Source organism: Streptomyces sp. NPDC029014 (assembly GCF_055564695.1).
In genome coordinates this window covers 1-20,882 of sequence record NZ_JBVHVT010000117.1, presented here as the reverse complement: position 1 = coordinate 20,882, position 20,882 = coordinate 1, and the positions used below count along the sequence as shown (strand labels likewise).

Below are 20,882 nucleotides of genomic sequence, written 5' to 3'. Positions count from 1 at the left end.
GAGGATAGGAGAGGGTGTAGGGAGGGGGGGGTGGCTTGTTGCGGAACCTGGCCCCACACACCAGCACCAAATTCCCCCGGGGGAGAGGGTCGCCCCCCCCCCCCCCCCCCCCCCCCCCCACCCGCGTTTCAGGGCGCCCCCGCGCCCCCGCGCCCCCGCGCCCCCGCGCGGCCGGAACCCGTGCGTACGCCGCGACGACGACCGTGACCGCGGCGGCCGACGCAGAAGGAGGCGGGTCCGTGGCCGGCGGCCGTACCGGAGTCACATCAGCCTCGACGCCGAACTCGTGGTCGAGGTGATGGTCCTCGCCGGGGTCGGCTCGCCGCAGGACGCGGTGGAGGCCGTCGTACGCGACCACATCGCCCGCGGGTACCGCACCGAGGCGCGCAGGATCCAGTCGCAGGACGGCGCCCGGCAGGCCGCCGACACCGTCGAGCCGCCGCCGCAGGGCTGAACCTGCCCGCCGCGCGTGGCGCGTCCCCGGGCCCGGGCACCCGCGCGGCGGCACAGTGGGCGCCGGGAGCGGTCCGGCGCGGGCCGCTCCCGCCGACCGGAGCCGCAGGGAGCGTCATGACCGAGGCCGTGTCCAGACGTTCCGCGCTCCGGCTGATCGGCGCGGTCGGCGCGGCCCTCGGCGCGGCAGGCTGCACCCCCGCGGTACCGTCCGGCGGCAGCGCCCGTACCGCCCCCGCCGGCGCAGCCGGTCCGCCCGCCGCGGCTTCCGGCGCCGCCCGCGCCGCAGGTCCCGCCCGGCCCGGCAGCGCCGCCCGCGTGGAAGCCCTGCTCGACCGGCTGACCCTGGAGGAGAAGACCGCCCTCCTGCACGGCGCCCCGGACCCGGCTGCGCTCGGCCAGACCGGCTACCTCCCCGGCGTCCCGCGCCTCGGCATCCCGCCGCTGCGGCTCGCCGACGGCCCGGCCGGCGTCCGGGTGGCCCGCCCGGCCACCGCGCTGCCCGCCCCGGTCATGCTGGCCTCCGCCTTCGACCCCGCGCTGGCCCGCGAGTACGGCAGGACCCTCGGCAGGGAGACCCGCGCCCTCGGCCAGGACGTCCTCCTCGCACCCCTGGCCAACCTGATCCGCACCCCGTACGCCGGCCGGAACTTCGAGGCCTTCTCCGAGGACCCGCGGCTGACGGCGGACCTGGTCGCGGAGGTCGTCCGCGGCATCCAGGACGAGGGCGCCGTGGCCGCCGTCAAGCACTTCGCCCCCGGCAACCAGGAGCACGGCCGCGAGACCGTCGACGTCATCGCCGGCGAGCGCACCCTCCACGAAACCGAACTGCGCGGCTTCGAAGCGGCCGTGACCGCCGGAGCGGGCGCCGTGATGGGCGCGCACCACAAGGTCAACGGCACCCACGCCGGCCAGAGCCGGCCGCTGCTCGACGAACTGCTGCGCGGGCACTGGGGGTTCGACGGCTGGGTGGTGTCCGCCCCGGACGCCGCGCACAGCACGCTCGCCGCCCTCGGTGCGGGGCTCGACATGGAACTGCCCGGCGGCACCCGCTTCGGCGCCCCGCTGCACGAGGCGGTGCGCGCCGGCACCGTCCCCGAGGAAGCCGTCGACCAGGCCGCACGCCGGATCCTGGCCACCATGGACCGGTTCGGGCTGCTCGACGCCGAGCGCCCGCCCCGCCCCGCCCGCGACCCCGGCGCCGGGGCGCGGACCGCACGCCGGGTCGCCACGGCCGGAGCGGTGCTGCTCCGCAACGAGCGCGCCACCCTGCCGCTGGCCGGGGCGGCCGCCCGCTCCGTCGCCGTGATCGGGCCCACCGCCCTGGTGCCCTTCGTCAGTGGCGGCGGCAGCGCGCACGTGGTCCCCGACCGGGCGGCCGCCCCGCTCACCGCCATCAGACGCCGCGCCGGGAGCGGGGCCACCGTGCGCCACGCCCTCGGCGAGGACCTGTACGGCCGGCCGCTGCCGGCGAACCTGCTGGTCCCGGCCGCGGACCTGGACGACCGGAGCGTGCCCGCCGGGCGGACCTGGAGCCACGGGGCGGAGTTCACCCTCGCCGAGGACGACGAATGGACGCTGCTCGTCCACCACACCGGCAAGCGGCCGAGCGTACGCCTCGACGGCGAGGAGCTGTTCCCCGTGCGGCAGGGCGCGGCGGAGTCCGCCACGGGCGGACTGCTCGGCTCCGCCCCCGACGGGCTCGCCGTCCGCCGTCGCACCCTCGTCCTCAAGGCCGGCCCCCACCGGCTCGCCGTCTTCGCGGAGGGCGGGGCGAGGGGCGGCCGGTTCCGGCTGCGCCACACCACGGGGGCGACCCGGGCCGCGGACGTCGCCGATGCCGTCAAGGCGGCCGAGGCCGCCCGCAGCGTGGTCCTCTTCGCGTACGAGGACGCCGGCGAGGGCAGTGACCGCAGTTCGCTGGGGCTGCCCGGCGGCCAGGGCCGGCTCATCGAGGCCGTCGCCCGGGCCAACCCCCGTACGGCGGTGGTGCTCAACACGCCCTCCGGCACCACCATGCCCTGGCTCGCCCGTACCGGGGCCGTCCTGCAGATGTACTACCCCGGCCAGGAGGGGGCCGCGGCCACGGCCGCCGTCCTGTTCGGGGACACCGACCCGGGCGGGCGGCTCACGCAGACCTTCCCGGTCGACGAGAAGCGGACCCCGGTCGGCGGGGACCCGCTGCGCTACCCCGGGGTGGGCGGCCGGCAGGAGTTCTCCGAGGGCGTCCTCGCCGGGCACCGCTGGTACGACGCACAGCGCGTGGAGCCGCTGTTCGCGTTCGGGCACGGGCTCTCGTACACGACCTGGGAGTACCGGGACCTGGCGGTGCGGCCGGAGCGCGGCGGGCTGCGTGCGGAGTTCACCCTCCGCAACACCGGCCGCAGGAAGGGGACCGAGGTGGCCCAGGTGTACGTGGGCCCCTCCGCGGAGCTCGGGCTCGACCAGCCGGTGCGGGCGCTGGCCGGCTACCGGCGGGTCACCCTGGCGCCGGGCGAGGCCCGCCGGGTCACCGTCGACGTCGACGTGCGGGCGCTGTCCTCATGGGACCCGGAGCGGCGGGCCTGGGTGCCGGGGACGGGCCGGCGCGAGGTGTTCGCGGGCCGATCCTCCCGGGACCTGCCCCTGCGCGGCGAGGCTGTCGTCGAGGCCGCCGCCGGGAGCAGATAGGCTGCCCGTTCGGCGTGTCACGCGGGACGCGCCGGGACACCGGACGAATCGGAGGGCGCACCGGTGCACATCCAGGAATGGCTGGAGCACATTCCGGCGGTCAGCATCTATCTCCTGGTGGGCCTGGTCATCGGGCTCGAGAGCCTCGGCATCCCGCTGCCGGGCGAGATCATCCTGGTCAGCTCGGCCCTGCTGGCCTCCCAGCACGGGGAGATCGACCCCGTGGTCCTCGGGATCTGCGCGACGACCGGCGCGATCGTGGGGGACTCGATCGGCTACGCGATCGGCCGCCGCGGCGGGAAGCCGCTGCTGGAGCGGCTGGGGCGGCGCTTCCCCAAGCACTTCGGGCCGGCGCAGGTGGCCCAGGCCGAGCGCGCCTTCGAGCGGTGGGGCATGTGGGCCGTGTTCTTCGGGCGGTTCGTGGCGCTGCTGCGGATCTTCGCAGGGCCGCTGGCGGGCGTGCTCCACATGCCGTACTGGAAGTTCCTCATCGCCAACGTCTTCGGCGGCATCCTCTGGGCGGGCGGCACCACGGCTGTCATCTACACCATCGGCATCGTCGCGGAGCCCTGGCTGAAGGGCTTCTCGTGGGTGGCCCTGGTGCTGGCCCTGGTGATCGGCGTCACGGTGATGCTGGTGATGCGCAGCCGGATGAAGAAGGCCGCTGCCGGCGACTCCGCGGCCGAGCCGGTGCCCGCCGAGCACTGAGCCTCGTACGGCGGGCACCGGGACGGCGTACGGGCGGGCTACTCGCCCCGGGTGACCGCGGCGCGGTGCTGCTTCGCCAACTCCAGGTACATCGCGGCGTTGAGCTTGATGCCCTCGCGCTCCTCCTCGGTCAGCGGGCGCCGTACCTTGGCCGGCACACCGGCGACCAGCGAGCCGGGCGGGACCACCATGCCCTGCGGCACGAGTGCCTGTGCGGCCACCAGCGAGCCGGCGCCGATCACCGCGCCGTTGAGGACGGTCGCGCCCATGCCGATCAGGCAGTCGTCCTCCACCGTGCAGCCGTGCACCACGGCGTTGTGGCCGATGGAGACGCGCGCGCCGACGGAGACCGGGAACCCGGGGTCCACGTGCAGGGTGCAGTTGTCCTGCACGTTGCTGTCGGCGCCGAGCACGATCGGCCCGCAGTCGGCGCGCAGCACCGCCGAGTACCAGATGCTGGCGCCCGGGGCGAGGGTGACGTCGCCGACCACCACGGAGGTCGGCGCCGTGAAGGCGGTCGGGTCGATCCGGGGGCTCTTGCCGCCCACGCCCGCGACGAGTGCCCCGCCGGCGCTGCCGGGGTCCGGGTGTTCCGTCATGTTCTTCTTCCTCAGTCCTGTGTCCGCCGGGTCTGGTGTACCCGGTGTGGCTGACGTGTCGCGCTACCCGCACCGTAGGGCACGCCATGCGCGGCCCGGCGATGGGGTGAAGATCACGGCGCGGTCCGGGCACCCGGCGCGTTAACGTGGCCCGGTGCCGAAGAACCAGAACACGTTCTCATCCCTGACCACCCTGCGCCGCCGCGTCGCGGGCCGGATCGCCCACGGCGTCTGGCGCTGGATGCAGCAGGCCGGTGCGGTCACCGCCCGGACCCCGGGCGGGCTGCGCTTCGGCACGATCGGGGAGGGCACCCGCCTCGCCTTCCCCCAGGGCACCGTCTTCGGCGAGCCGTGGATCCACCTCGGCGAGTGCTGCATCATCGCGGAGCAGGTCACCCTGACGGCCGGCATGCTGCCGGGCCTCGACCTCGGCACCGAGCCCGTGCTGGTCATCGGCAACGGCGTGGTCCTCGGCCGGGACTCCCACGTCATCGCCGACGCCCCCATCACCATCGGCAACGACACCTTCTGCGGGCCGGGGGTGTACATCACCTCCACCAACCACAGCTACGACGACCCCCACGAGCCGATCGGCCGGCAGTGGCCGCGCAGCGAACCGGTGGAGATAGGACCCGGCTGCTGGCTCGGCACGGGCGCGGTGATCCTCCCGGGGGCGCGGCTCGGCCGCAACGTGGTGGTGGCCGCGGGCTCCGTGGTCCGCGGCGAGGTGCCCGACCACGCGGTGGTGGCCGGAGCCCCGGCGCGCATCGTGCGCCGGTGGACCCAGGAGACGGGCTGGCAGCCGCCGCTGCGCACTCCCGCACCGGTGCCGATCCCGGACGGGATGACCTCGGGTCAGCTCCGGGCCCTGGCGGAGCTCGCGGAAGCGGAGCAGCGGGCGGCCGGGGCGGAGGAGGACGCGGCCGTGGTGGTGCGGGAGCAGGAGCCCGGGCAGGCGACGGCCGTCGCGGGCGGCGGATCCGGCGGGCCGGTGCGCTAGCCGGCGGCCAGCAGAACCGTTCCGGCGAGGGCCAGTCCGGCACCGGCCGCCTGGACCGCGCGCAGTCGCTCGCGCAGCACGGCGAAGGCGGCGAGGGCGGTGACCACCGGGTAGAGCGAGGAGAGCACGGCGGCGACGGTGACCGGGCCGTTCTGCGCGGCCACGGAGTAGGTGCCGTTCGCCGCGACGTCGGCGAGCCCGACGAAGGCCAGCGCCGGCAGCAGCCGCCACAGGGTCCGCAGGCCCGTGCCCTCGGGCTGGGCGGGCGCACCGCGTCGGCTCCGCAACCACAGGACGCCGCCGCCCGCGAACACATTGGTCACGCGCTGGACGAACAGGGCGAGGAAGAGCCCCGTCACCGAGTCGGAGGCGTGCGAGATCAGCGCCATCACCGCGCCGAAGCCGAAGGCCGCCGTCAGGGTCAGGACCACGGCCTGGCGCTGTACGGGCGCCCCGCGCAGCTCCGGGCCGCCCGCGAGGACGATGCCGACGACGGCGATCGCGATCCCGGTGACCTGGCCGAGCCCGGGCTGCTCGCCCATCGCGAGCCCGACCGCGACGGGCACGACGACGCCGAGCGAACCCAGCGGCGAGACCACGCCCATCGGGCCGAGCGCCAGCGCCTTGTAGAAGCTGAACATGGCGACGGGCCCGACCAGGCCGGCGGCGACCGCGAACCACAGCTGCGGCCCGGCCTCCTGCCAGGCCGAGGTGGCGACCACGACCGAGCCGAGCGCGAGAACGGCGAGCACCTGCGAGGCCACGACCACGGTCAGGGCCGGCAACCGGCGCGTCAGCAGCCCGCCGCCGAAGTCCGCGAGGCCCCACAGCAGGGCCGTGGCCAGGGCGAAGAGGGAGGTCATGCGGGGGCCTCGCAGTACAGTGCGGTGAACGGTGGGGTGCAGTAGTGGATACCCCGCACGATAGTTCAGTCTGTTGGACTTGGGAATCCAGAATCTTGGACGGAATGGTGTCGGACTTCGAACAGCTCACGCAGGCGCTCGCCCGGAACCTCCGCCACTGGCGCGGCGAGCGGGGCTTCACCCTGGAGGCCCTGGCCGCCCGCGCCGGGGTCAGCCGCGGGATGATCATCCAGATCGAGCAGGCCCGTACGAACCCCAGCGTCGGCACGACCGTGAAGCTGGCCGACGCCCTGGGTGTGAGCATCACCACCCTGCTGGACCGCGACCGGACCCCGCGCGTCCACGTCGTCCTGCCGGGCCAGGGGGTGCGGATGTGGACCACCGGGGCGGGCAGCGGCGCGAGCATGCTCCTGGGCGACGACCGGCGCGGCCCCGTCGAGATGTGGAGCTACCGCCTGGAGCCGGGCGAGGGCGCCGAATCCGACGCGCACCCGTCCGGCACCTTCGAGATGCTGCACGTCACGACCGGGGAGCTGACCCTGCTGGTCGGCGAGGACCGGTACGCCGTCCCGGCCGGCGGCGCGGTCTCCTTCGAGGCCGACACCCCGCACGCGTACCGCAACGAGGGCGGAGAGCCGATGGAGATGACCCTGGCCGTCTCCATCCCGCCCGTCGGCGGCACGGCTACAGGGCGGGAATCTCAATAGCGGGGCAGCGGTCCATCACCATCTCCAGGCCCGCCCCGCGGGTACGGGCGAACGCGGCCTCGTCCACCACGCCGAGCTGGAACCACACGGCGCCGGCCCCCGCGGCCACCGCCTCGTCCGCGACCTGCCCCGCCAGCGCGCTGTTCACGAACACGTCCACCACGTCCACCTCGAACGGGATCTCCGCGAGCGAGGCGTACCCCTGCTCCCCGTGCACCGTCTCGGCCTTCGGGTGCACGGGGACCACCCGCTTCCCGAACCGCTGGAGCACGCGCGCCACCCCGTAGGCGGCCCGGTCCTGGTTGTCGGACAGGCCCACCACGGCCCAGGTGTCGCCGAGCTCGGTGAGGATCCTGCGGATGGTTGCCGGGTCGCCGTACACGGGTGCCGCCTCCTGATGTCTCGTCCGGGCCCTGCCCGGCCGGTGCGCCCGGTGCTCCGGACCGCAGCCGTGCACAACACGAACGCCGCGCCTCCGATTCCCCCTGACGGGCTCGGCGGGTGTCCGGGCGGCCGGGCCTCGTGCGGCCGGACCGCTTCCGGGCACGGCTTAGGGTGGAGCGGTGAAGTCCGACCAGTACGCGACGGTGGCCCGTGAGGGCGTGCACGAGTCCGAGATCAACCGCTCGCGGTTCCTGTGTTCGCTCGCTCCCGCCGCGACCGAGCAGGAAGCCCAGGAGTTCGTGGCCCGCATCCGCCGCGAGCACCCCACCGCCACGCACAACTGCTACGCCTACGTCATCGGCGCCGACGCCTCCGTCCAGAAGGCCAGCGACGACGGCGAGCCCGGCGGCACCGCCGGGGTGCCCATGCTGCAGATGCTGATGCGCCGCGACGTCCGGTACGCGGTCGCCGTGGTCACCCGCTACTACGGTGGCGTGAAGCTCGGCGCCGGCGGCCTCATCCGCGCCTACGGGGGCGTCGTCGGCGAGGCCCTCGACGTGCTGGGCACCGTCACCCGCCGCCGCTACCGGCTGGCCACCGTGACCGTCGACCACCAGCGCGCCGGCAAGATCCAGAACGATCTGCGGTCCACCGGCCGGACCGTCGTCGACCTGCGCTACGGGGCCGCCGTCGAGATCGAGGTCGCCCTGCCCGAGGACGACCTGCCCGGTTTCGAGGCCTGGCTCGCCGACACCTCGGCCGGCACCGCCGTCCTCACCCTCGGCGGTGAGACGTACGCGCCCTGAGCACCCCGGCGAGCAGTTAGCGTAGAGGGGTTCATCGGACGGCCAGGGCGATACGGGCGATACAGGGGGCGGACGGACATGTGCGCAGCGGCGGCCGGCGGGGCCGGCGAGTGAGGCTCCTGCACACCTCCGACTGGCACCTCGGCCGGTCCTTCCACCGCGTCAACCTGCTCGGGGCCCAGGCCGCGTTCATCGACCACCTCGTGGACACCGTCCGCGAACACGAGGTCGACGCGGTCCTCGTCGCCGGTGACGTGTACGACCGGGCCGTGCCCCCGCTGCCCGCCGTCGCGCTCTTCGACCGCGCCCTGCACCGTCTCGCCGACCTCGGCGTCCCGACCGTCATGATCTCCGGGAACCACGACTCCGCCCGCCGCCTCGGCGTCGGGGCCGGACTGATCGGCCGGGCCGGCATCCACCTCAGGACCGACCCCGAGGGCTGCGCCGACCCCGTGGTGCTGGCCGACGTGCACGGCGACGTGGCGCTGTACGGGCTGCCCTACCTGGAGCCGGCCCTGGTCAAGGACACGATCGGTGCCGAACGGGTCAGCCACGAGGCCGTCCTCGGCGCGGCCATGGACCGCATCCGCACCGACCTCGCCGGCCGCACGCCCGGCACCCGCTCCGTGGTCCTCGCCCACGCCTTCGTCACCGGCGGCCAGGCCAGCGACAGCGAACGCGACATCGCCGTCGGCGGCGTCGAGGCGGTACCCGCCTCCGTCTTCGACGGGGTCGACTACGCCGCCCTCGGCCACCTCCACGGCTGCCAGACCGTCAACGAACGGGTCCGGTATTCCGGTTCCCCGCTCGCCTACTCCTTCTCCGAGGCCGACCACCGCAAGACCATGTGGCTCGTCGACCTCGGCCCCGCCGGGGAGATCACCGCCGAGCGGATCGACACCCCCGTGCCGCGGCGGCTCGCCCGGCTGCGCGGCCCCCTCGCCGCACTGCTGGACGACCCGGCGCACACCGCGCACGAGGAGTCCTGGATCGAGGCCACCCTCACCGACCCCGTACGCCCCGACGACCCCATGGCCCGCCTCGCCGCCCGCTTCCCGCACACCCTGAGCCTCGCCTTCGACCCCGAGGGCCGCGAGGAGGACGGCGGCGCCACCTACGCCCAGCGGCTCCGCGGCCGCAGCGACCAGGAGATCGCCGAGGACTTCGTCGCCCACGTCCGCGGCGGCGGCGCCGACGAGGCCGAACGGGCCGTGCTCCGGGCCGCCTTCGAGGACGTGCGCACCGCGGCCGCCGATGGCCTCCAGGAGGCCCGCCGATGAGGCTGCACCGGCTCCGGATCACCGCCTTCGGCCCGTTCGCCGAACCCCAGGAGATCGACTTCGACGCCCTGTCCGCCGCCGGGATCTTCCTGCTGCACGGACCCACCGGCGCGGGCAAGACCTCCGTCCTGGACGCCGTCTGCTTCGCCCTGTACGGGTCCGTGCCCGGCGCACGCCAGGCCCCCGGCACCAGCCTGCGCAGCGACCACGCCGCACCCGCCACCCCGACCGAGGTCACCCTCGAACTCACCGCCGGCGGGCGGCGCCTGGAGATCACCCGGCGCCCCGAACAGGACCGGCCGAAGAAGCGCGGCACCGGCACCACCAAGGACAAGCCGCAGAGCTGGCTGCGCGAGTTCGACGGGCAGCATTGGGCCGCCCTCAGCCGCTCCCACCAGGAGATCGGCGAGGAGGTCGAGCAGCTGCTCGGCATGAGCCGGGAGCAGTTCTGCCAGGTCGTCCTGCTGCCGCAGGGCGAGTTCGCCCGCTTCCTGCGCGCCGACGAGCAGGCCCGCATCCGCCTGCTGAGCCGCCTCTTCGACACCCGCCGCTTCGCCGCCGTCGAGACCCTGCTCGCCGAGCGCCGCCGGGCCGCCGAGGCCAAGGTCCGGGCTGGCGACGAGAAGGTCCTCGGCACCGCGCAACGGCTCGCCCAGGCGGCCGGCGACAGCGCCGACCTGCGGGCCTGGCCCATGCCCGGCCACCAACCCGGCGACCCCGGCCTCGCCGGGGCCGTCCGGGCCTGGGCCGCCGTCGCGCGCTGCGCCGCCCGGGAGCGGCTCACCGTCACCGAGTACGCGCTGGCCGCCGTCGAGGGCCGGCACGCCGCCGCCCGCCGGGCCGCGGAGGAGGCCCGCGAGCTCGACCGGCTGCAGCGCCGGCACGCCGAGACCGCGCGCCGGGCCGCCCTCCTCGCCGAAGCGGCCCCCGAACGGCAGCGGATCCGTGAACTCCTCGACCGGGCCGGCCGCGCCGCCCTCGTCGCCCCCGCCCTGGAACTGCGCGGCGCGGCCGAGGCCGCCCACGTGGCCGCCGCCGGCGCGGAGGCGGCCGCCCGCGCCGAACTGCCCCCGCCCCTGGCCGGGGCCGGGCCGGAGCAGCTGGCAACCGAGGAACAGCGGCTGCGGGAGGACCTCGGCGCGCTGGGCGCCGGCCGGCGCGCCGAGGAGCGCAGCGCCGAGATCGGCCGCGAGCGGGCCGCCCTGGAGCGCGAAGCCCGCGCCGCCGAGGAGCAGCTGCGCGAGTCCGCCGAGTGGCTGGCCGGCTGGGAGGACGCCCGCGCCGCGCTCGCCGGCCGCGTCGACGCCGCACAGCAGGCCGTGACCCTGGCCGAGCAGCTCGCCGGGAAGCTGGAGCCCGCCCGGCTCCGCCTGGAGGCGGCCCGGCGGCGCGACGCGCTGGACGCCGACGCGCAGCGCGCCGCCGGCGAACTGGCCTCCGTACGCGAGGAGTCGGCCACGGCCCGGGAGACGTGGCTGGAGCTCAAGGAGGCCCGGCTGCGCGGGATCGCCGCCGAGCTGGCCGCGGCGCTGGTGGCCGGCGAGCCGTGCACGGTGTGCGGTTCGGCCGCACACCCCGACCCGGCCCGGCCCGCCCCCGGGCACGTGGACCGGGCCGCCGAGGACGCCGCCCACGCCCGCTACGAGCACGCCGAGGAGCGCAGGGCCGCCGTCGAGCGGGCCCTCGCCGCCGCCCAGCAGGCCCGCGCCGGAGCCGCGGCCGCAGCGGGCGACGCCACCACCGCCGACCTGATCGCCCTGACCGCGGACCTCAGCTCCCGGCACGCCGCCGCCCACGCCGCCGCGGCCGGCCTGCACACCGCCCGTGAGCGGCTGGCCCGCGCCGAACGCGAGCACGCCGCACGCAGCACCGACCGGCTGGAGGCCGAACGCCGGGCCGCCGCCAGGGCCTCCCTGCGCGAGGCCCTGGACGGGGAGCAGGCCTCGCTGGAAGCCGGGCTGGCCCTGCTCCGCGGCAACGCGCCCACCCTCGCCGCCCGCGCCCGGATCCTGGAGGACCGGGTCCGGATGGTCGCCGCCGCCGGAACCGCGCTGCGCCGCTCCGAGACCGCCGCCGCCCGGCTCAAGGAGGCCGACGGCCAGCTCGCCGACGCCGCCTTCAAGGCCGGCTTCGACACCGTCGAGGCGGCGGCCGCCGCCGTGCTCCCGGACCGTGAACACAGCGCGCTCCAGCACCGCCTGGACGCCTGGCGGGCCGAGGAGGCGACGCTGGCCGACCGCCGCGGCGAGGCCGACACCGCGGCCGCGGCCGCCCTGCCCCCGGCCGACCCGCACGCCGCCGGGGCCGAGGCCGAGCGGGCCGAGGCGCTGGTGCGCTCCGCCTCCTCCGCCGTCGACGCGGCGCGGGTGCGGTGCGCGGAACTGGACCGGCTCTCCCGGCAGGCGGAGCACGAGCTGCGCGCCCTCGGCCCGCTGCGCGAGGCCTACGAGCGGGTGGCCCGACTGGCCGGTCTGACCGCGGGCACCTCCGCCGACAACGAGCGCAAGATGCGGCTGGAGGCGTACGTGCTGGCGGCCCGCCTGGAGCAGGTCGCGGCCGCGGCGACGGTCCGGCTGCTGAAGATGTCCGGCGGCCGCTACACCCTCGTCCACTCCGACGCCAAGGCGAGCGGACGCGGACGCTCCGGTCTCGGGCTGCACGTGGTGGACGCCTGGACCGGCAGCGAGCGCGACACCGCCACCCTGTCCGGCGGCGAGACCTTCTTCGCCTCCCTCGCCCTCGCCCTCGGTCTGGCCGACGTGGTCTCCGACGAGGCGGGCGGGGTGCGCCTGGACACCCTCTTCATCGACGAGGGCTTCGGCAGCCTGGACGACCAGGCGCTCGACGAGGTCCTCGACGTCCTGGACTCGCTGCGCGAGCGGGACCGCAGCGTCGGCATCGTGAGCCACGTCGCCGACCTGAGGACCCGTGTGCAGGCACAGCTGGAGATCGTCAAACAGCGCGGCGGTTCGGCGGTCAGGCACCGCACGGCCGCCGTCACGGACTGAGCGGGCGGCGGGGCAGCGGCGAGGAGTACACGACGCTCGTGGTGACGGCGCCGAGCCCGGAGATCCGGCCGGCGACCTCCTCCAGATGGCCCATCGAGCGGGCGGCGACCTTCAGCACGAAGCAGTCGTCGCCCGTGACGTGGTGGGCCTCCAGGATCTCCGGCGTCGCCTCCAGCAGGTCGTGGAACGGCTTGTAGTTGCCGTGCGGATAGCGCAGCCGCACCAGCGCCAGGATCGACTTGCCCAGCTTCTCCGGGTCCACCACGGCCGTGTACCCGGTGATCACGCCGGCTTCCTCCAGGCGGCGCACCCGCTCGGTGACGGCGCTGGCCGACATGGAGACGGCCCGGGCGAGGTCGGCGAAGCTGGCCCGACCGTCCTCCTGAAGGGCGGCCAGGATGCGCCAATCGGTGGTATCGGGAGAATACTCGGTCATACGGCTGGTGTAGCAGGGGAATCCCCGGCCAAACAAGAGGAGCGCCGGGGAAAGTCCCTTTCCGGGTGATCGATAGGCTCATAGATTCGGGGACATGACGACGACACCGCCCACCTCCGCGCCCGCTTCCGCTTCCGCTTCGGCCTCCGGCTCTGCCGGTACCACCGTGCCCGAGAACCCCGTACTCCGGGTGCCCCCGGTCACCCCCGCCGCGGCCGCCGCCTACTTCGCGGCCAGCCTCGCCTTCCACGCGGACGTGTCCGACGTCGCCGCCGCCTTCGAGGCCCACCGCGAGCAGGGCGCCGCCCTCGGCTTCCAACTCGTCGACTCCCGCTCCACCCCCGCCTGGGACCAGGCCCACGTCCCCGGCGCGGTCCACCTGCCGACCGCCCTGGTCCCCGAGCAGGCCGAGCAGCTCCTCGACAGGAACGTCCCCGTGGTCACGTACTGCTGGGGTCCCGGCTGCAACGGCGCCACCCGCTCCGCGCTCGCGCTGGCCCGGCTCGGCTTCCAGGTCAAGGAGATGCTCGGCGGCATCGAGTACTGGATCCGCGAGGGCTTCGAGGTCGAGACCTGGCAGGGCGGCCGGCAGCGCGCCGAGGCCGACCCGCTGACCGCGCCCACCGGCTCCGACGACTGCGGCTGCTGATGCTGGCGCCGACGCTCGTACGGGCCGCCCGCATCCCCTCGGGGCAGCGGGCGGCCCGTACGCCCGGGACCGGTGCCTCGCGTCAGAGCTGCGACAGCTCGTCCACCAGGTCGTCCAGGCCCAGCGAACCCTGCGAGAGCGCCGCCATGTGCCACGCCTTCAGGTCGAACGCCTCGCCGTGCGCGGCCCGGGCGTTGTCCCGGCCCAGCAGCCAGGCGCGCTCGCCCAGCTTGTAGCCGATCGCCTGGCCCGGCATCGACAGGTAGCGGGTCACCTCGCTCTCGATGAAGTCCGCGGGCCGGCTGTTGTGCTGCGCGAAGAACTCCTGCGCCAGGTCCACGGTCCAGCGCTCACCGGGGTGGAACGGCGAGTCCGCCGGGACCTCCAGGCCCAGGTGCATGCCGATGTCCACGATGACCCGCGCGGCCCGCATCATCTGGCAGTCGAGGTAGCCCAGGCGCTGCTCGGCGTCCTTCAGGTAGCCCAGCTCGTCCATCAGGCGCTCCGCGTACAACGCCCAGCCCTCGACGTTGGCGCTGACCAGGCCGACGGACGCCTGGTAGCGGGAGAGCCGGTCCGCGACGTGCGTCCACTGCGCGAGCTGGAGGTGGTGGCCCGGAACCCCCTCGTGGTACCAGGTGGAGACCAGGTCGTAGACCGGGAAGCGGGTCTGGCCCATCGTCGGCAGCCAGGTGCGCCCGGGGCGGGAGAAGTCCTCGGACGGGCTCGTGTAGTACGGGGCCGCGGCGCCGCCCGCCGGGGCGATGCGGGACTCCACCCGCTTGACCCGCTCGGCGAGTTCGAAGTGGGTGCCGTCCAGGTTCTCGACGGCCTCGTCCATCAGGCCCTGCAGCCAGGACTGGACCTCGTCGACGCCGATGTGGGTGCCGTGCTCGTCCAGGTGCCGCAGCGCGTCCCAGGGGCCGGCGCCGGGCAGGATCCTGGCCGCCTCGACCTTCATCTCGGCCAGCAGCCGGTGGTACTCCGACCAGCCGTAGGCGTACGCCTCGTCCAGGTCCAGGTCCGTGCCGTTGAAGTAGCGCGACCAGCGGGCGTAGCGCTCGCGGCCCACCGCGTCCGGGGCGCCGGCGACGGCCGGGGCGTACACCGCGCGCATCCAGTCGCGCAGTTCCGTGAGGGCGGCGGTCGCGGCGCCGGCCGCCTGCTCCAGTTCGGCGCGCAGGGCCTGCGGGCCGCGGGCGGCGAACTCGCCGAAGAAGCCGCCGCCCGCGGTGCCGCCGTCACCGTCGCCGGGGGTGTCCTCGCCGGCCCAGATGGTGAGCTGGCCGATGAAGGTGTCGGTGGCGCGCGGACCGCCGTACAGGCCGCGGTCGAGCCCCAGTTGCAGGCTCTCGCGGTAGCCCGCCAGGGCGGCGGGTACCGCGCGCATCCGTTCGGCGATCGCGGCCCAGTCCTCGTCGGTGTCCGCCGGGGTCAGCGGGAAGACCTCGCGGATCGCGTGTGCGGGGGAGTGGATGTTGCTGACGGCTCGCAGGTCCTCGTCCGCCTCGTGCACGGCGAGTTCGGCGGTGAGGCGCTCACGCAGCAGGCGGGCGCAGCGGCGCTCGGCGTCGCCGTCCGCGCCGGGCAGCCGCTCGGCCGCGTCGAGCCGCGCGAGCGTGGCGCGGGCCAGGTCGGCCACGGCCGCCCGGCCGGCCGGCGAAAAGTCCGGGAGCCTGCCGGAGCTCGCGGCGACACCGAGGTAGGTGCCCGTGATGGGGTCGAGGGCGATGAGGTCGTCGACGTAGGCGTCGGCGACCTGACGGGGCAGCCGGGACGCGATGTCGCTGCGGAGGGTGTCTGACATGCGGACATCTTCGTATGCACGAAGGGTCCGCGTCATCACCGTTCGCTGTCGGCCTGCTGACGCTGCGCGTTCAGGGCCGCGCCGGGCAGCCCGTACGGGAGCCCGGTGCCGGCGGCTGCCCCGTCGAGGCGGGCGGTGATCACGAGGGTGCCGTCCTCGACCAGGTAGTCGAGGGGGAGGTCGAGGCCGCGCATGGCCGCGACCATGCCGGTGTTGGAGGACTGGGTCACGGCGTACACGCTGGAGCAGCGGGCTTCGACGGCCAGCGCGACGAGCCGGCGCAGCAGCTCGGAGCCGATCCCGCGACGCTGCCAGTCGTCCTCGATCAGGAGCGCGACCTCGGTCTCGTCCCCGTCCCACAGCAGGTGGCCGAGGGCGACCAGCTTGCCGGAGGCGGTGGTCGCGGCCAGCGTCCGGCCGAAGCGCGGGCTCAGCAGGTGGTCGAGGTAGCGGTCGGCGTCGGCGACCGGGCCGTGGTAGCGCAGGCCCAGGGTGCGCTCGGAGCAGCGGTCGTGCATCGCGCGGGCGGCGGGCAGGTCGGACCGGTCGGCGCGGCGCACGGTGATCTCGTTGCCCTCGGGCAGGGTCAGCACGTCCTGGCTGCGCGGGATGCGCGGGCCGAGCCGGGCGTCGAGTTCGACGAGGGCCCGGGCCCGGGCGAACTCGGTCGGGGTGAACGGCAGATGGGGCCGTTCCACGGTGAGGGCACCGCCCGAGGGGTCGCGCAGCCGCATCACGGTCGCTTCGAGGACGCCCTCGACGGGGGCGTCCGCGCCGACGTTGGGACGGCCGGAGAGGCTGGTCGCCGGGATGGAGTGGATGGTGCAGCGGCCGAGCAGTTGGCGCAGCGCGAGCGGCAGTTCGGCGGCGTCCAGTGCGGTACGGGTCGCCAGGCCCAGCACCCGGGTCGGGGTGTCGACGAGGTCGTGCGCGTCGGCCCGCTCGATCCAGGTGTCCCTGCCGCCGGCGCCGGCGGCCGCACGGGTGAGCTCGGCGGGCGGCAGCTGCTGCGGGGCGCGCAGCAGGAACTCGTCCACGGTGCCGCCCTCGGGCAGCGGATGCGTCTGCAGGTTCAGGATGTCCACGCCGTGCGAGGCGAGTGCAGTGCACAGGGCGGCGAGGCTGCCGGGCTCGTCGCGCACGGTCGTCCGCATCCGCCACAGCGAAGCCGTGGCGGTCGCCCCGTCGTCGGGGGAGCCCGCCGCAGGCCGGGCCGGGGCCGGAGCCGCCGCCGAGCCGGCGGCACCCGTACCGGAGGGGCCCGTGCCCGCGGGCGGCGGTGCATGGCTGTGGCGGCGCGCCCACCAGGTGTGGAAGGCCGCCGTCACCAGGAGTGCGACGGCCGAGGCGACCAGCAGGCCGGGGCCGCTCGGGCCGTGCACGACGAGGTTCGCGATGCCGTCGGCGACCGCGACGGCGCAGAAGAGCGCGGCCAGCTCGACGACGTCGCGGCGCCAGTGGTGGTGGCGGTGGGAGCGGTGGGCGGTGGCGTGCGTGCGTTCAGTCATGCATGCCACTGTGACGCAGGGGTGTTGCGTGGTTACGAACGATCTGTGACCGCTCGGTTAAGCGTCCATCTGGCCGATTTCGCCCTCATTGCCGCTCCCGGCGGCCGCCTTACTGACCCACGCGGCCCGGCTGGAGCGTCCTGGTGAAGAGTACGACACCGCCCTGGCGCCGCAACTGCACGGTCAGTTCCCCGGAGTCGCCGTCGATCTCGACCTCCCCGAAGTACGGTGGGTTCTCGGACGGCGACATGTTCGCGAACGGGGCCGACCGGACGAACTCCGTGCGGGGTCCGAACGTCGCGTCCAGCTTGCCGGCGGGGAAGCCGCCCGCCCCGACGGGACCGGAGACGAACTCCCAGAAGGGTGCGAAGTCGGCGAAGGCGGCCCGCTCGGGGGCGTAGTGGTTCGCGGCCGTGTAGTGGACGTCCGCGGTCAGCCAGAGGGTGCCTGTGATGCGCTGGTGCTTGATGTGGCGTAGGAGTTCGGCGATCTGGAGCTCGCGGCCCAGCGGCGCGCCCGGGTCGCCCTGGGCGACGGCCTCGAAGTTCGCGGCGCCGTCGGGCACGACGATCCCGAGCGGCATGTCCGCGGCGATCACCTTCCAGGCGGCCCGCGACCGCGACAGCTCGCGCTTGAGCCACGCCAGCTGCTCGACGCCCAGGATGCCGATCGGGTCGTCGCTCTGGCGGCCGGGGGAGTTGGCGTTGCGGTGGGTGCGCATGTCGAGCACGAACACGTCGAGCAGCGGGCCGTACCGCATCACCCGGTACATCCGGCCCTCGGCGCGGCCGCCGCGCAGGTCGGTGACGGGGAAGTACTCGCCGAAGGCCTGGCGGGCGCGGGAGGCGAGGGTGTCGACGTCCCGGACGGTGTAGCGGGGGTCGTCCAGCAGCTGGCCGGGGTACCAGTTGTTGCGCACCTCGTGGTCGTCCCACTGGGCGAGGACCGGCACTTGGGCGTTGAAGTCGCGCAGGTTGCGGTCGAGGAGGTTGTAGCGGAAGTTGCCGCGGAACTCGTCCAGGGTCTCGGCGACCTTCGACTTCTCCTCGGTGGTGACGTTGTGCCAGGTGCTGCCGTCGCGCAGCGGGACCGAGGCCTGGATGGGCCCGTCGGCGTAGACCGTGTCCCCGCTGAAGAGGAGGAAGTCGGGATCGCGTAGCCGCATCTCGTCGAACACGCGGTAGCCGCCGAGGTCGGGGTTGATGCCCCAGCCCTGGCCCGCGAGGTCCCCCGACCACAGGAAGCGCACGTTCCGGCGGCGCGAGACGGGGGTGGTGCGGAACGAGCCCTGCACCGGCCGGCTGCAGCGGCGCGGGTCGCCCGGATCGGCCAGGAGCACCCGGTAGTGGATCTGCTGGCCCGGGGGAAGGTCGCGCAGGGTGACGGTGCCGGTGTGGTCGGTGCCGGGGCCGAGGTAGGGGCCGTCGTGGTGGCGGACGCCGTAGCGGAAGGACTCGCTCGGGGAGGTCTGGACGTACATCCGCGCCGGGCGGTCCGAGCGCGTCCAGACGGTGGCCGAATGGGCGGTGATCTCACCGGACTGGACGCCCCACGGCGCGTCCGGCCGGCCCGAACGGGTGAAGGCCGGGGCCGCCGCGGGCCCGACCGCGCCCGCAGTCCGGCCCGCGGTGGCGGTGGACGAGGCGAACGCCTGCGTGCCGAGCGCGCCGGACAGGGCAAGGCCCACCGGAACGGCGATCGAACCGCCGAGCAGGGACCGTCGGGTGTACGGCATGGGTGCCATCGGAGCGTCTCCAGGGCCGACCGGGGAAGGGTCGGACCAGTGTGCCGAGGCACCCCGGCCCGCCCGCGTCGCACACGCGAACCCCGGATGAACAGCCGCCGGACGTCATCCCACCTCGGTGTTCGCGGTCGCCCGCACCGTGTCCAGGACCACCCGCACGACCAGCGCCGGGTCGTCGTTCATCGGGACGTGGCCGCAGCCCGGCAGCCGCACCAGCCGGGCACCGGGCACGACGTGCTTGGCCCGCACGCCCTGGCGGGGCAGCAGCAGCCGGTCCCGGGAACCCCAGGCGATGGTGACCGGCAGCCCGGGGACGTCCTCGGTGAACCGTACGGAGCGGCCCGCCGCCAGGGTTTCCTCGAATCCGGTGGCCTCGCGCAGGGCGAGGGTCTCGGCGACCACGGCCGCGGGCGAACGGCGGGCCGGGCGCGCGTAGATGGTGCCGGTGAGGGCCGTCCGGCCGGCGGCGCTGTGCGAGAGCCGTTCCAGGGTGGACAGCGGCAGGGCCATCGCACCGACGCGCATCGCGCGCAGCGTGGCGAAGGCGTACCTGCGCTCCGCCTCGGTCCAGAAGCCGGCAGGAGAGAGCGCGGTGACCGAGCGGGCCAGGCTGCTGCGGCCCATCTCGAGGGCGAGGAGGCCGCCGAGGGAGTTGCCGACCACGTGCGGGCGTTCGGCTCCCAGGGCCGCGCAGAGCGAGCCGAGCGCGGCGGCGACGGTGCCGAGGTCGTACGGGACCCCGTCGGGCAGGGGCTCGGAGAGGCCGAAGCCGGGCAGGTCGACGGCGATCACATCGTGCTCGGAGGCCAGGATGTCGGTCACCGGGTGCCAGGCCTGGAGGTGGTGGCCTATGCCGTGGAGCAGGAGGAGCGGTTCGCCGGAGCCCTTGCGCTCGTAGGTGACGGTGGTGGTGCGGGGGCCCAGCGGCGAGTCGATCGGGAAGGAGACCGTGGCCGTCATGCTGCTCCTCGTCGGGTGGAGGCGTGTGAGACAGGCTGTCAGTAATCGCTATGGTCATGATTACCGTCCGGTAGGCCTTGACTACAAGCCTCCGGCGCGTGTCGGAGCAGCTGAGTCCGGATCTCACGGCACGCCCTTGAGGGCGGCGCGAACATCGTATGAACGGCTTGATGCGTATGCCCGATCTGCCCGGTAAAGGGGTGAGGATTGGTCTTGACCAAGGTGCTGCACCGACCTATGGTCGCAAGGGATAGTGCAGGAACCTTTAATAAACAAAGGCGCGGAACTGCCGCTGGAACACGGCGATTGCAGCGATGGCAGGAGGAGTCAGGGTGGGGACCACGCAGCTGGAAACGGTGCCGGAGCCGAAGTACTGGCACCTGAAGACCGTTCTGAGCGAGGCGCTCGACCAGGACTTCGCCGTCGGTGAGGTCCTGCCGAACGAGCGGGAGCTCGCCGCCCGCTTCGGAGTGGCGCGCGCGACCCTGCGCCAGGCGCTGGAGCAGCTCGAACTGGAAGGCCGCCTGCAGCGCCGCCGCGGAGTCGGCACCACCGTCGCCCCGCCGCGGGTCGGTGTCGCCGTCGGCACCCCCCGCCACAGCTGGCCCGGCGAAGCCGCCGACGGCTGGGAGGCCGTCGACGCCGTCGACGCGCCCGTGCCCGCCGCGGCCCTGAAGCTGCTGGGCGTCCCCGCCGACCAGCCCGTGCACACCGTGCGCCGGACCCGGATCACCCAGGGCCAGGCCGTCGCGGCCGAGCTGCTGTACGTGCCCGCGGCCTCCGTGCCCGGGCTGTCCGCGATCGACGCGCCCGCGGGGGCCGTCCGCGCCCGCGCCGTGCTGCGCGAGCTGCAGCGGCTGGCCCTGGAGGGCCAGGACCGCTCGGTCGAGCTCGGCTCTGCCCGCGCCGACGACGCCAAGGAGCTGGACCGCCTGCCCGGAGCCCCGGTACTGGTGGTCACCACCCGCTTCCTCACCACCGGGGGCACGGCGGCCGTCTCCGTCGCCACCTACCGCGCGGACACCTGCCGCCTCACCTTCGGGGACTCCGGCGACGTCGAAATAGCCCACGAGACCCGCGCCGCGTCCTGACCTGCGCTCCGCCCCCGCACCCCGACGGCCCCCGGCCCCTTGGGTTCAAGGGGTCGTCGCAACACCGCCTGGTTTCAGGTGGTGAGTAGATCACGTAGACGCTCGGCTGGGGTGTCCCAGTCGAGCGTTTTGCGTGGGCGGCCGTTGAGTTCCTGGGCGACGTGTTCGAGGTCTTCGGGACTGTGGACGCTCAGGTCGGTGCCCTTGGG

18 protein-coding genes and 1 pseudogene are annotated in these 20,882 nt (G+C 74.9%); 10 read left to right on the top strand and 9 right to left on the bottom strand.

The window, feature by feature from the left end; translation table 11 throughout:
• Positions 1 to 298 precede the first annotated feature (298 nt).
• From ACZ4VL_RS37205 to ACZ4VL_RS37195, 3 genes are all read left to right on the top strand, one after another.
• Positions 299 to 454, top strand: coding sequence for a DUF2191 domain-containing protein (locus tag ACZ4VL_RS37205; protein WP_468209378.1), 156 nt, complete (start codon positions 299 to 301; stop codon positions 452 to 454).
• Between the two features lie 116 nt (positions 455 to 570).
• Positions 571 to 3,123, top strand: coding sequence for a beta-glucosidase (locus tag ACZ4VL_RS37200; protein ID WP_468209373.1), 2,553 nt, complete (start codon positions 571 to 573; stop codon positions 3,121 to 3,123).
• Positions 3,124 to 3,186: 63 nt separating this feature from the next.
• Positions 3,187 to 3,831 carry a DedA family protein gene (locus ACZ4VL_RS37195; protein WP_468209371.1) on the top strand — a complete coding sequence of 215 codons (645 nt, stop codon included), beginning with the start codon at positions 3,187 to 3,189 and terminating at the stop codon, positions 3,829 to 3,831.
• A gap of 38 nt (positions 3,832 to 3,869) precedes the next feature.
• Here ACZ4VL_RS37195 and ACZ4VL_RS37190 read toward each other — a convergent pair whose 3' ends face one another.
• On the bottom strand, positions 3,870 to 4,430 hold the full coding sequence (locus ACZ4VL_RS37190; protein ID WP_468209368.1) for a gamma carbonic anhydrase family protein: 561 nt from the start codon (positions 4,428 to 4,430) through the stop codon (positions 3,870 to 3,872).
• A gap of 154 nt (positions 4,431 to 4,584) precedes the next feature.
• On the opposite strand from ACZ4VL_RS37190, the gene ACZ4VL_RS37185 reads away from it, so the two are divergent.
• On the top strand, positions 4,585 to 5,430 hold the full coding sequence (locus ACZ4VL_RS37185; RefSeq protein WP_468209365.1) for an acyltransferase: 846 nt from the start codon (positions 4,585 to 4,587) through the stop codon (positions 5,428 to 5,430).
• Here ACZ4VL_RS37185 and ACZ4VL_RS37180 read toward each other — a convergent pair.
• The gene (locus ACZ4VL_RS37180) at positions 5,427 to 6,293 is read right to left on the bottom strand and encodes an EamA family transporter (RefSeq protein WP_468209363.1); all 867 of its coding nucleotides are present in this window, start codon (positions 6,291 to 6,293) and stop codon (positions 5,427 to 5,429) included. The two genes, ACZ4VL_RS37185 and ACZ4VL_RS37180, sit on opposite strands and share 4 nt — an antisense overlap.
• A 107-nt stretch (positions 6,294 to 6,400) precedes the next feature.
• Here ACZ4VL_RS37180 and ACZ4VL_RS37175 point away from each other — a divergent pair, with 107 nt between their 5' ends.
• Entirely contained in the window at positions 6,401 to 7,000 is a 600-nt protein-coding gene (locus tag ACZ4VL_RS37175) for a helix-turn-helix domain-containing protein (protein ID WP_468209376.1), read from the top strand.
• On the opposite strand, the gene ACZ4VL_RS37170 is transcribed toward ACZ4VL_RS37175, so the two are convergent.
• Entirely contained in the window at positions 6,978 to 7,382 is a 405-nt protein-coding gene (locus ACZ4VL_RS37170) for a CoA-binding protein (RefSeq protein WP_468209361.1), read from the bottom strand. The two genes, ACZ4VL_RS37175 and ACZ4VL_RS37170, sit on opposite strands and share 23 nt — an antisense overlap.
• A gap of 181 nt (positions 7,383 to 7,563) precedes the next feature.
• Between ACZ4VL_RS37170 and ACZ4VL_RS37165 the strand changes: the two genes are divergently transcribed.
• The 3 genes from ACZ4VL_RS37165 to ACZ4VL_RS37155 all read left to right on the top strand — a co-directional run bounded on the left by ACZ4VL_RS37165 (position 7,564) and on the right by ACZ4VL_RS37155 (position 12,478).
• The gene (locus ACZ4VL_RS37165; RefSeq protein ID WP_468209359.1) at positions 7,564 to 8,190 is read left to right on the top strand and encodes a YigZ family protein; all 627 of its coding nucleotides are present in this window, start codon (positions 7,564 to 7,566) and stop codon (positions 8,188 to 8,190) included.
• Positions 8,191 to 8,300: 110 nt separating this feature from the next.
• Complete coding sequence (locus ACZ4VL_RS37160) at positions 8,301 to 9,470, top strand: exonuclease SbcCD subunit D (RefSeq protein ID WP_468209357.1); 1,170 nt, start codon at positions 8,301 to 8,303, stop codon at positions 9,468 to 9,470.
• Entirely contained in the window at positions 9,467 to 12,478 is a 3,012-nt protein-coding gene (locus ACZ4VL_RS37155; protein WP_468209354.1) for an AAA family ATPase, read from the top strand. Before ACZ4VL_RS37160 ends, ACZ4VL_RS37155 begins: the two co-directional genes overlap by 4 nt.
• On the opposite strand, the gene ACZ4VL_RS37150 is transcribed toward ACZ4VL_RS37155, so the two are convergent.
• Positions 12,468 to 12,914 carry an Lrp/AsnC family transcriptional regulator gene (locus ACZ4VL_RS37150; protein WP_468209351.1) on the bottom strand — a complete coding sequence of 149 codons (447 nt, stop codon included), beginning with the start codon at positions 12,912 to 12,914 and terminating at the stop codon, positions 12,468 to 12,470. The two genes, ACZ4VL_RS37155 and ACZ4VL_RS37150, sit on opposite strands and share 11 nt — an antisense overlap.
• A gap of 94 nt (positions 12,915 to 13,008) precedes the next feature.
• On the opposite strand from ACZ4VL_RS37150, the gene ACZ4VL_RS37145 reads away from it, so the two are divergent.
• On the top strand, positions 13,009 to 13,563 hold the full coding sequence (locus ACZ4VL_RS37145) for a rhodanese-like domain-containing protein (RefSeq protein ID WP_468209348.1): 555 nt from the start codon (positions 13,009 to 13,011) through the stop codon (positions 13,561 to 13,563).
• 82 nt (positions 13,564 to 13,645) lie between these two features.
• Here ACZ4VL_RS37145 and ACZ4VL_RS37140 read toward each other — a convergent pair whose 3' ends face one another.
• The 4 genes from ACZ4VL_RS37140 to ACZ4VL_RS37125 form a co-directional block, all read right to left on the bottom strand.
• The gene (locus ACZ4VL_RS37140) at positions 13,646 to 15,370 is read right to left on the bottom strand and encodes a DUF885 domain-containing protein (protein WP_468209347.1); all 1,725 of its coding nucleotides are present in this window, start codon (positions 15,368 to 15,370) and stop codon (positions 13,646 to 13,648) included.
• Between the two features lie 35 nt (positions 15,371 to 15,405).
• Positions 15,406 to 16,878: a GNAT family N-acetyltransferase gene (locus ACZ4VL_RS37135; protein WP_468209345.1), complete on the bottom strand. Its 1,473-nt coding sequence runs from the start codon at positions 16,876 to 16,878 to the stop codon at positions 15,406 to 15,408.
• 109 nt (positions 16,879 to 16,987) lie between these two features.
• Complete coding sequence (locus tag ACZ4VL_RS37130) at positions 16,988 to 18,613, bottom strand: alkaline phosphatase D family protein (RefSeq protein WP_468209342.1); 1,626 nt, start codon at positions 18,611 to 18,613, stop codon at positions 16,988 to 16,990.
• A gap of 114 nt (positions 18,614 to 18,727) precedes the next feature.
• Positions 18,728 to 19,582 carry an alpha/beta fold hydrolase gene (locus tag ACZ4VL_RS37125; protein ID WP_468209339.1) on the bottom strand — a complete coding sequence of 285 codons (855 nt, stop codon included), beginning with the start codon at positions 19,580 to 19,582 and terminating at the stop codon, positions 18,728 to 18,730.
• A gap of 332 nt (positions 19,583 to 19,914) precedes the next feature.
• Between ACZ4VL_RS37125 and ACZ4VL_RS37120 the strand changes: the two genes are divergently transcribed.
• Entirely contained in the window at positions 19,915 to 20,673 is a 759-nt protein-coding gene (locus ACZ4VL_RS37120; RefSeq protein WP_468209336.1) for a GntR family transcriptional regulator, read from the top strand.
• Between the two features lie 74 nt (positions 20,674 to 20,747).
• Here the strand turns inward: ACZ4VL_RS37120 and ACZ4VL_RS37115 are convergent.
• A pseudogene (locus ACZ4VL_RS37115) lies at positions 20,748 to 20,882 on the bottom strand (IS30 family transposase); the annotation flags it as partial.

What these genes read in the sequence shown, in the direction of transcription:
- ACZ4VL_RS37180 (WP_468209363.1), bottom strand. Translation starts at nt 6,293, where the DNA reads ATGACCTCCCTCTTCGCCCTGGCCACGGCCCTGCTGTGGGGCCTCGCG.
- ACZ4VL_RS37200 (WP_468209373.1), top strand. Translation starts at nt 571, where the DNA reads ATGACCGAGGCCGTGTCCAGACGTTCCGCGCTCCGGCTGATCGGCGCG.
- ACZ4VL_RS37140 (WP_468209347.1), bottom strand. Translation starts at nt 15,370, where the DNA reads ATGTCAGACACCCTCCGCAGCGACATCGCGTCCCGGCTGCCCCGTCAG.
- ACZ4VL_RS37205 (WP_468209378.1), top strand. Translation starts at nt 299, where the DNA reads ATGGTCCTCGCCGGGGTCGGCTCGCCGCAGGACGCGGTGGAGGCCGTC.
- ACZ4VL_RS37145 (WP_468209348.1), top strand. Translation starts at nt 13,009, where the DNA reads ATGACGACGACACCGCCCACCTCCGCGCCCGCTTCCGCTTCCGCTTCG.
- ACZ4VL_RS37190 (WP_468209368.1), bottom strand. Translation starts at nt 4,430, where the DNA reads ATGACGGAACACCCGGACCCCGGCAGCGCCGGCGGGGCACTCGTCGCG.
- ACZ4VL_RS37155 (WP_468209354.1), top strand. Translation starts at nt 9,467, where the DNA reads ATGAGGCTGCACCGGCTCCGGATCACCGCCTTCGGCCCGTTCGCCGAA.
- ACZ4VL_RS37150 (WP_468209351.1), bottom strand. Translation starts at nt 12,914, where the DNA reads ATGACCGAGTATTCTCCCGATACCACCGATTGGCGCATCCTGGCCGCC.
- ACZ4VL_RS37125 (WP_468209339.1), bottom strand. Translation starts at nt 19,582, where the DNA reads ATGACGGCCACGGTCTCCTTCCCGATCGACTCGCCGCTGGGCCCCCGC.
- ACZ4VL_RS37135 (WP_468209345.1), bottom strand. Translation starts at nt 16,878, where the DNA reads ATGACTGAACGCACGCACGCCACCGCCCACCGCTCCCACCGCCACCAC.
- ACZ4VL_RS37130 (WP_468209342.1), bottom strand. Translation starts at nt 18,613, where the DNA reads ATGCCGTACACCCGACGGTCCCTGCTCGGCGGTTCGATCGCCGTTCCG.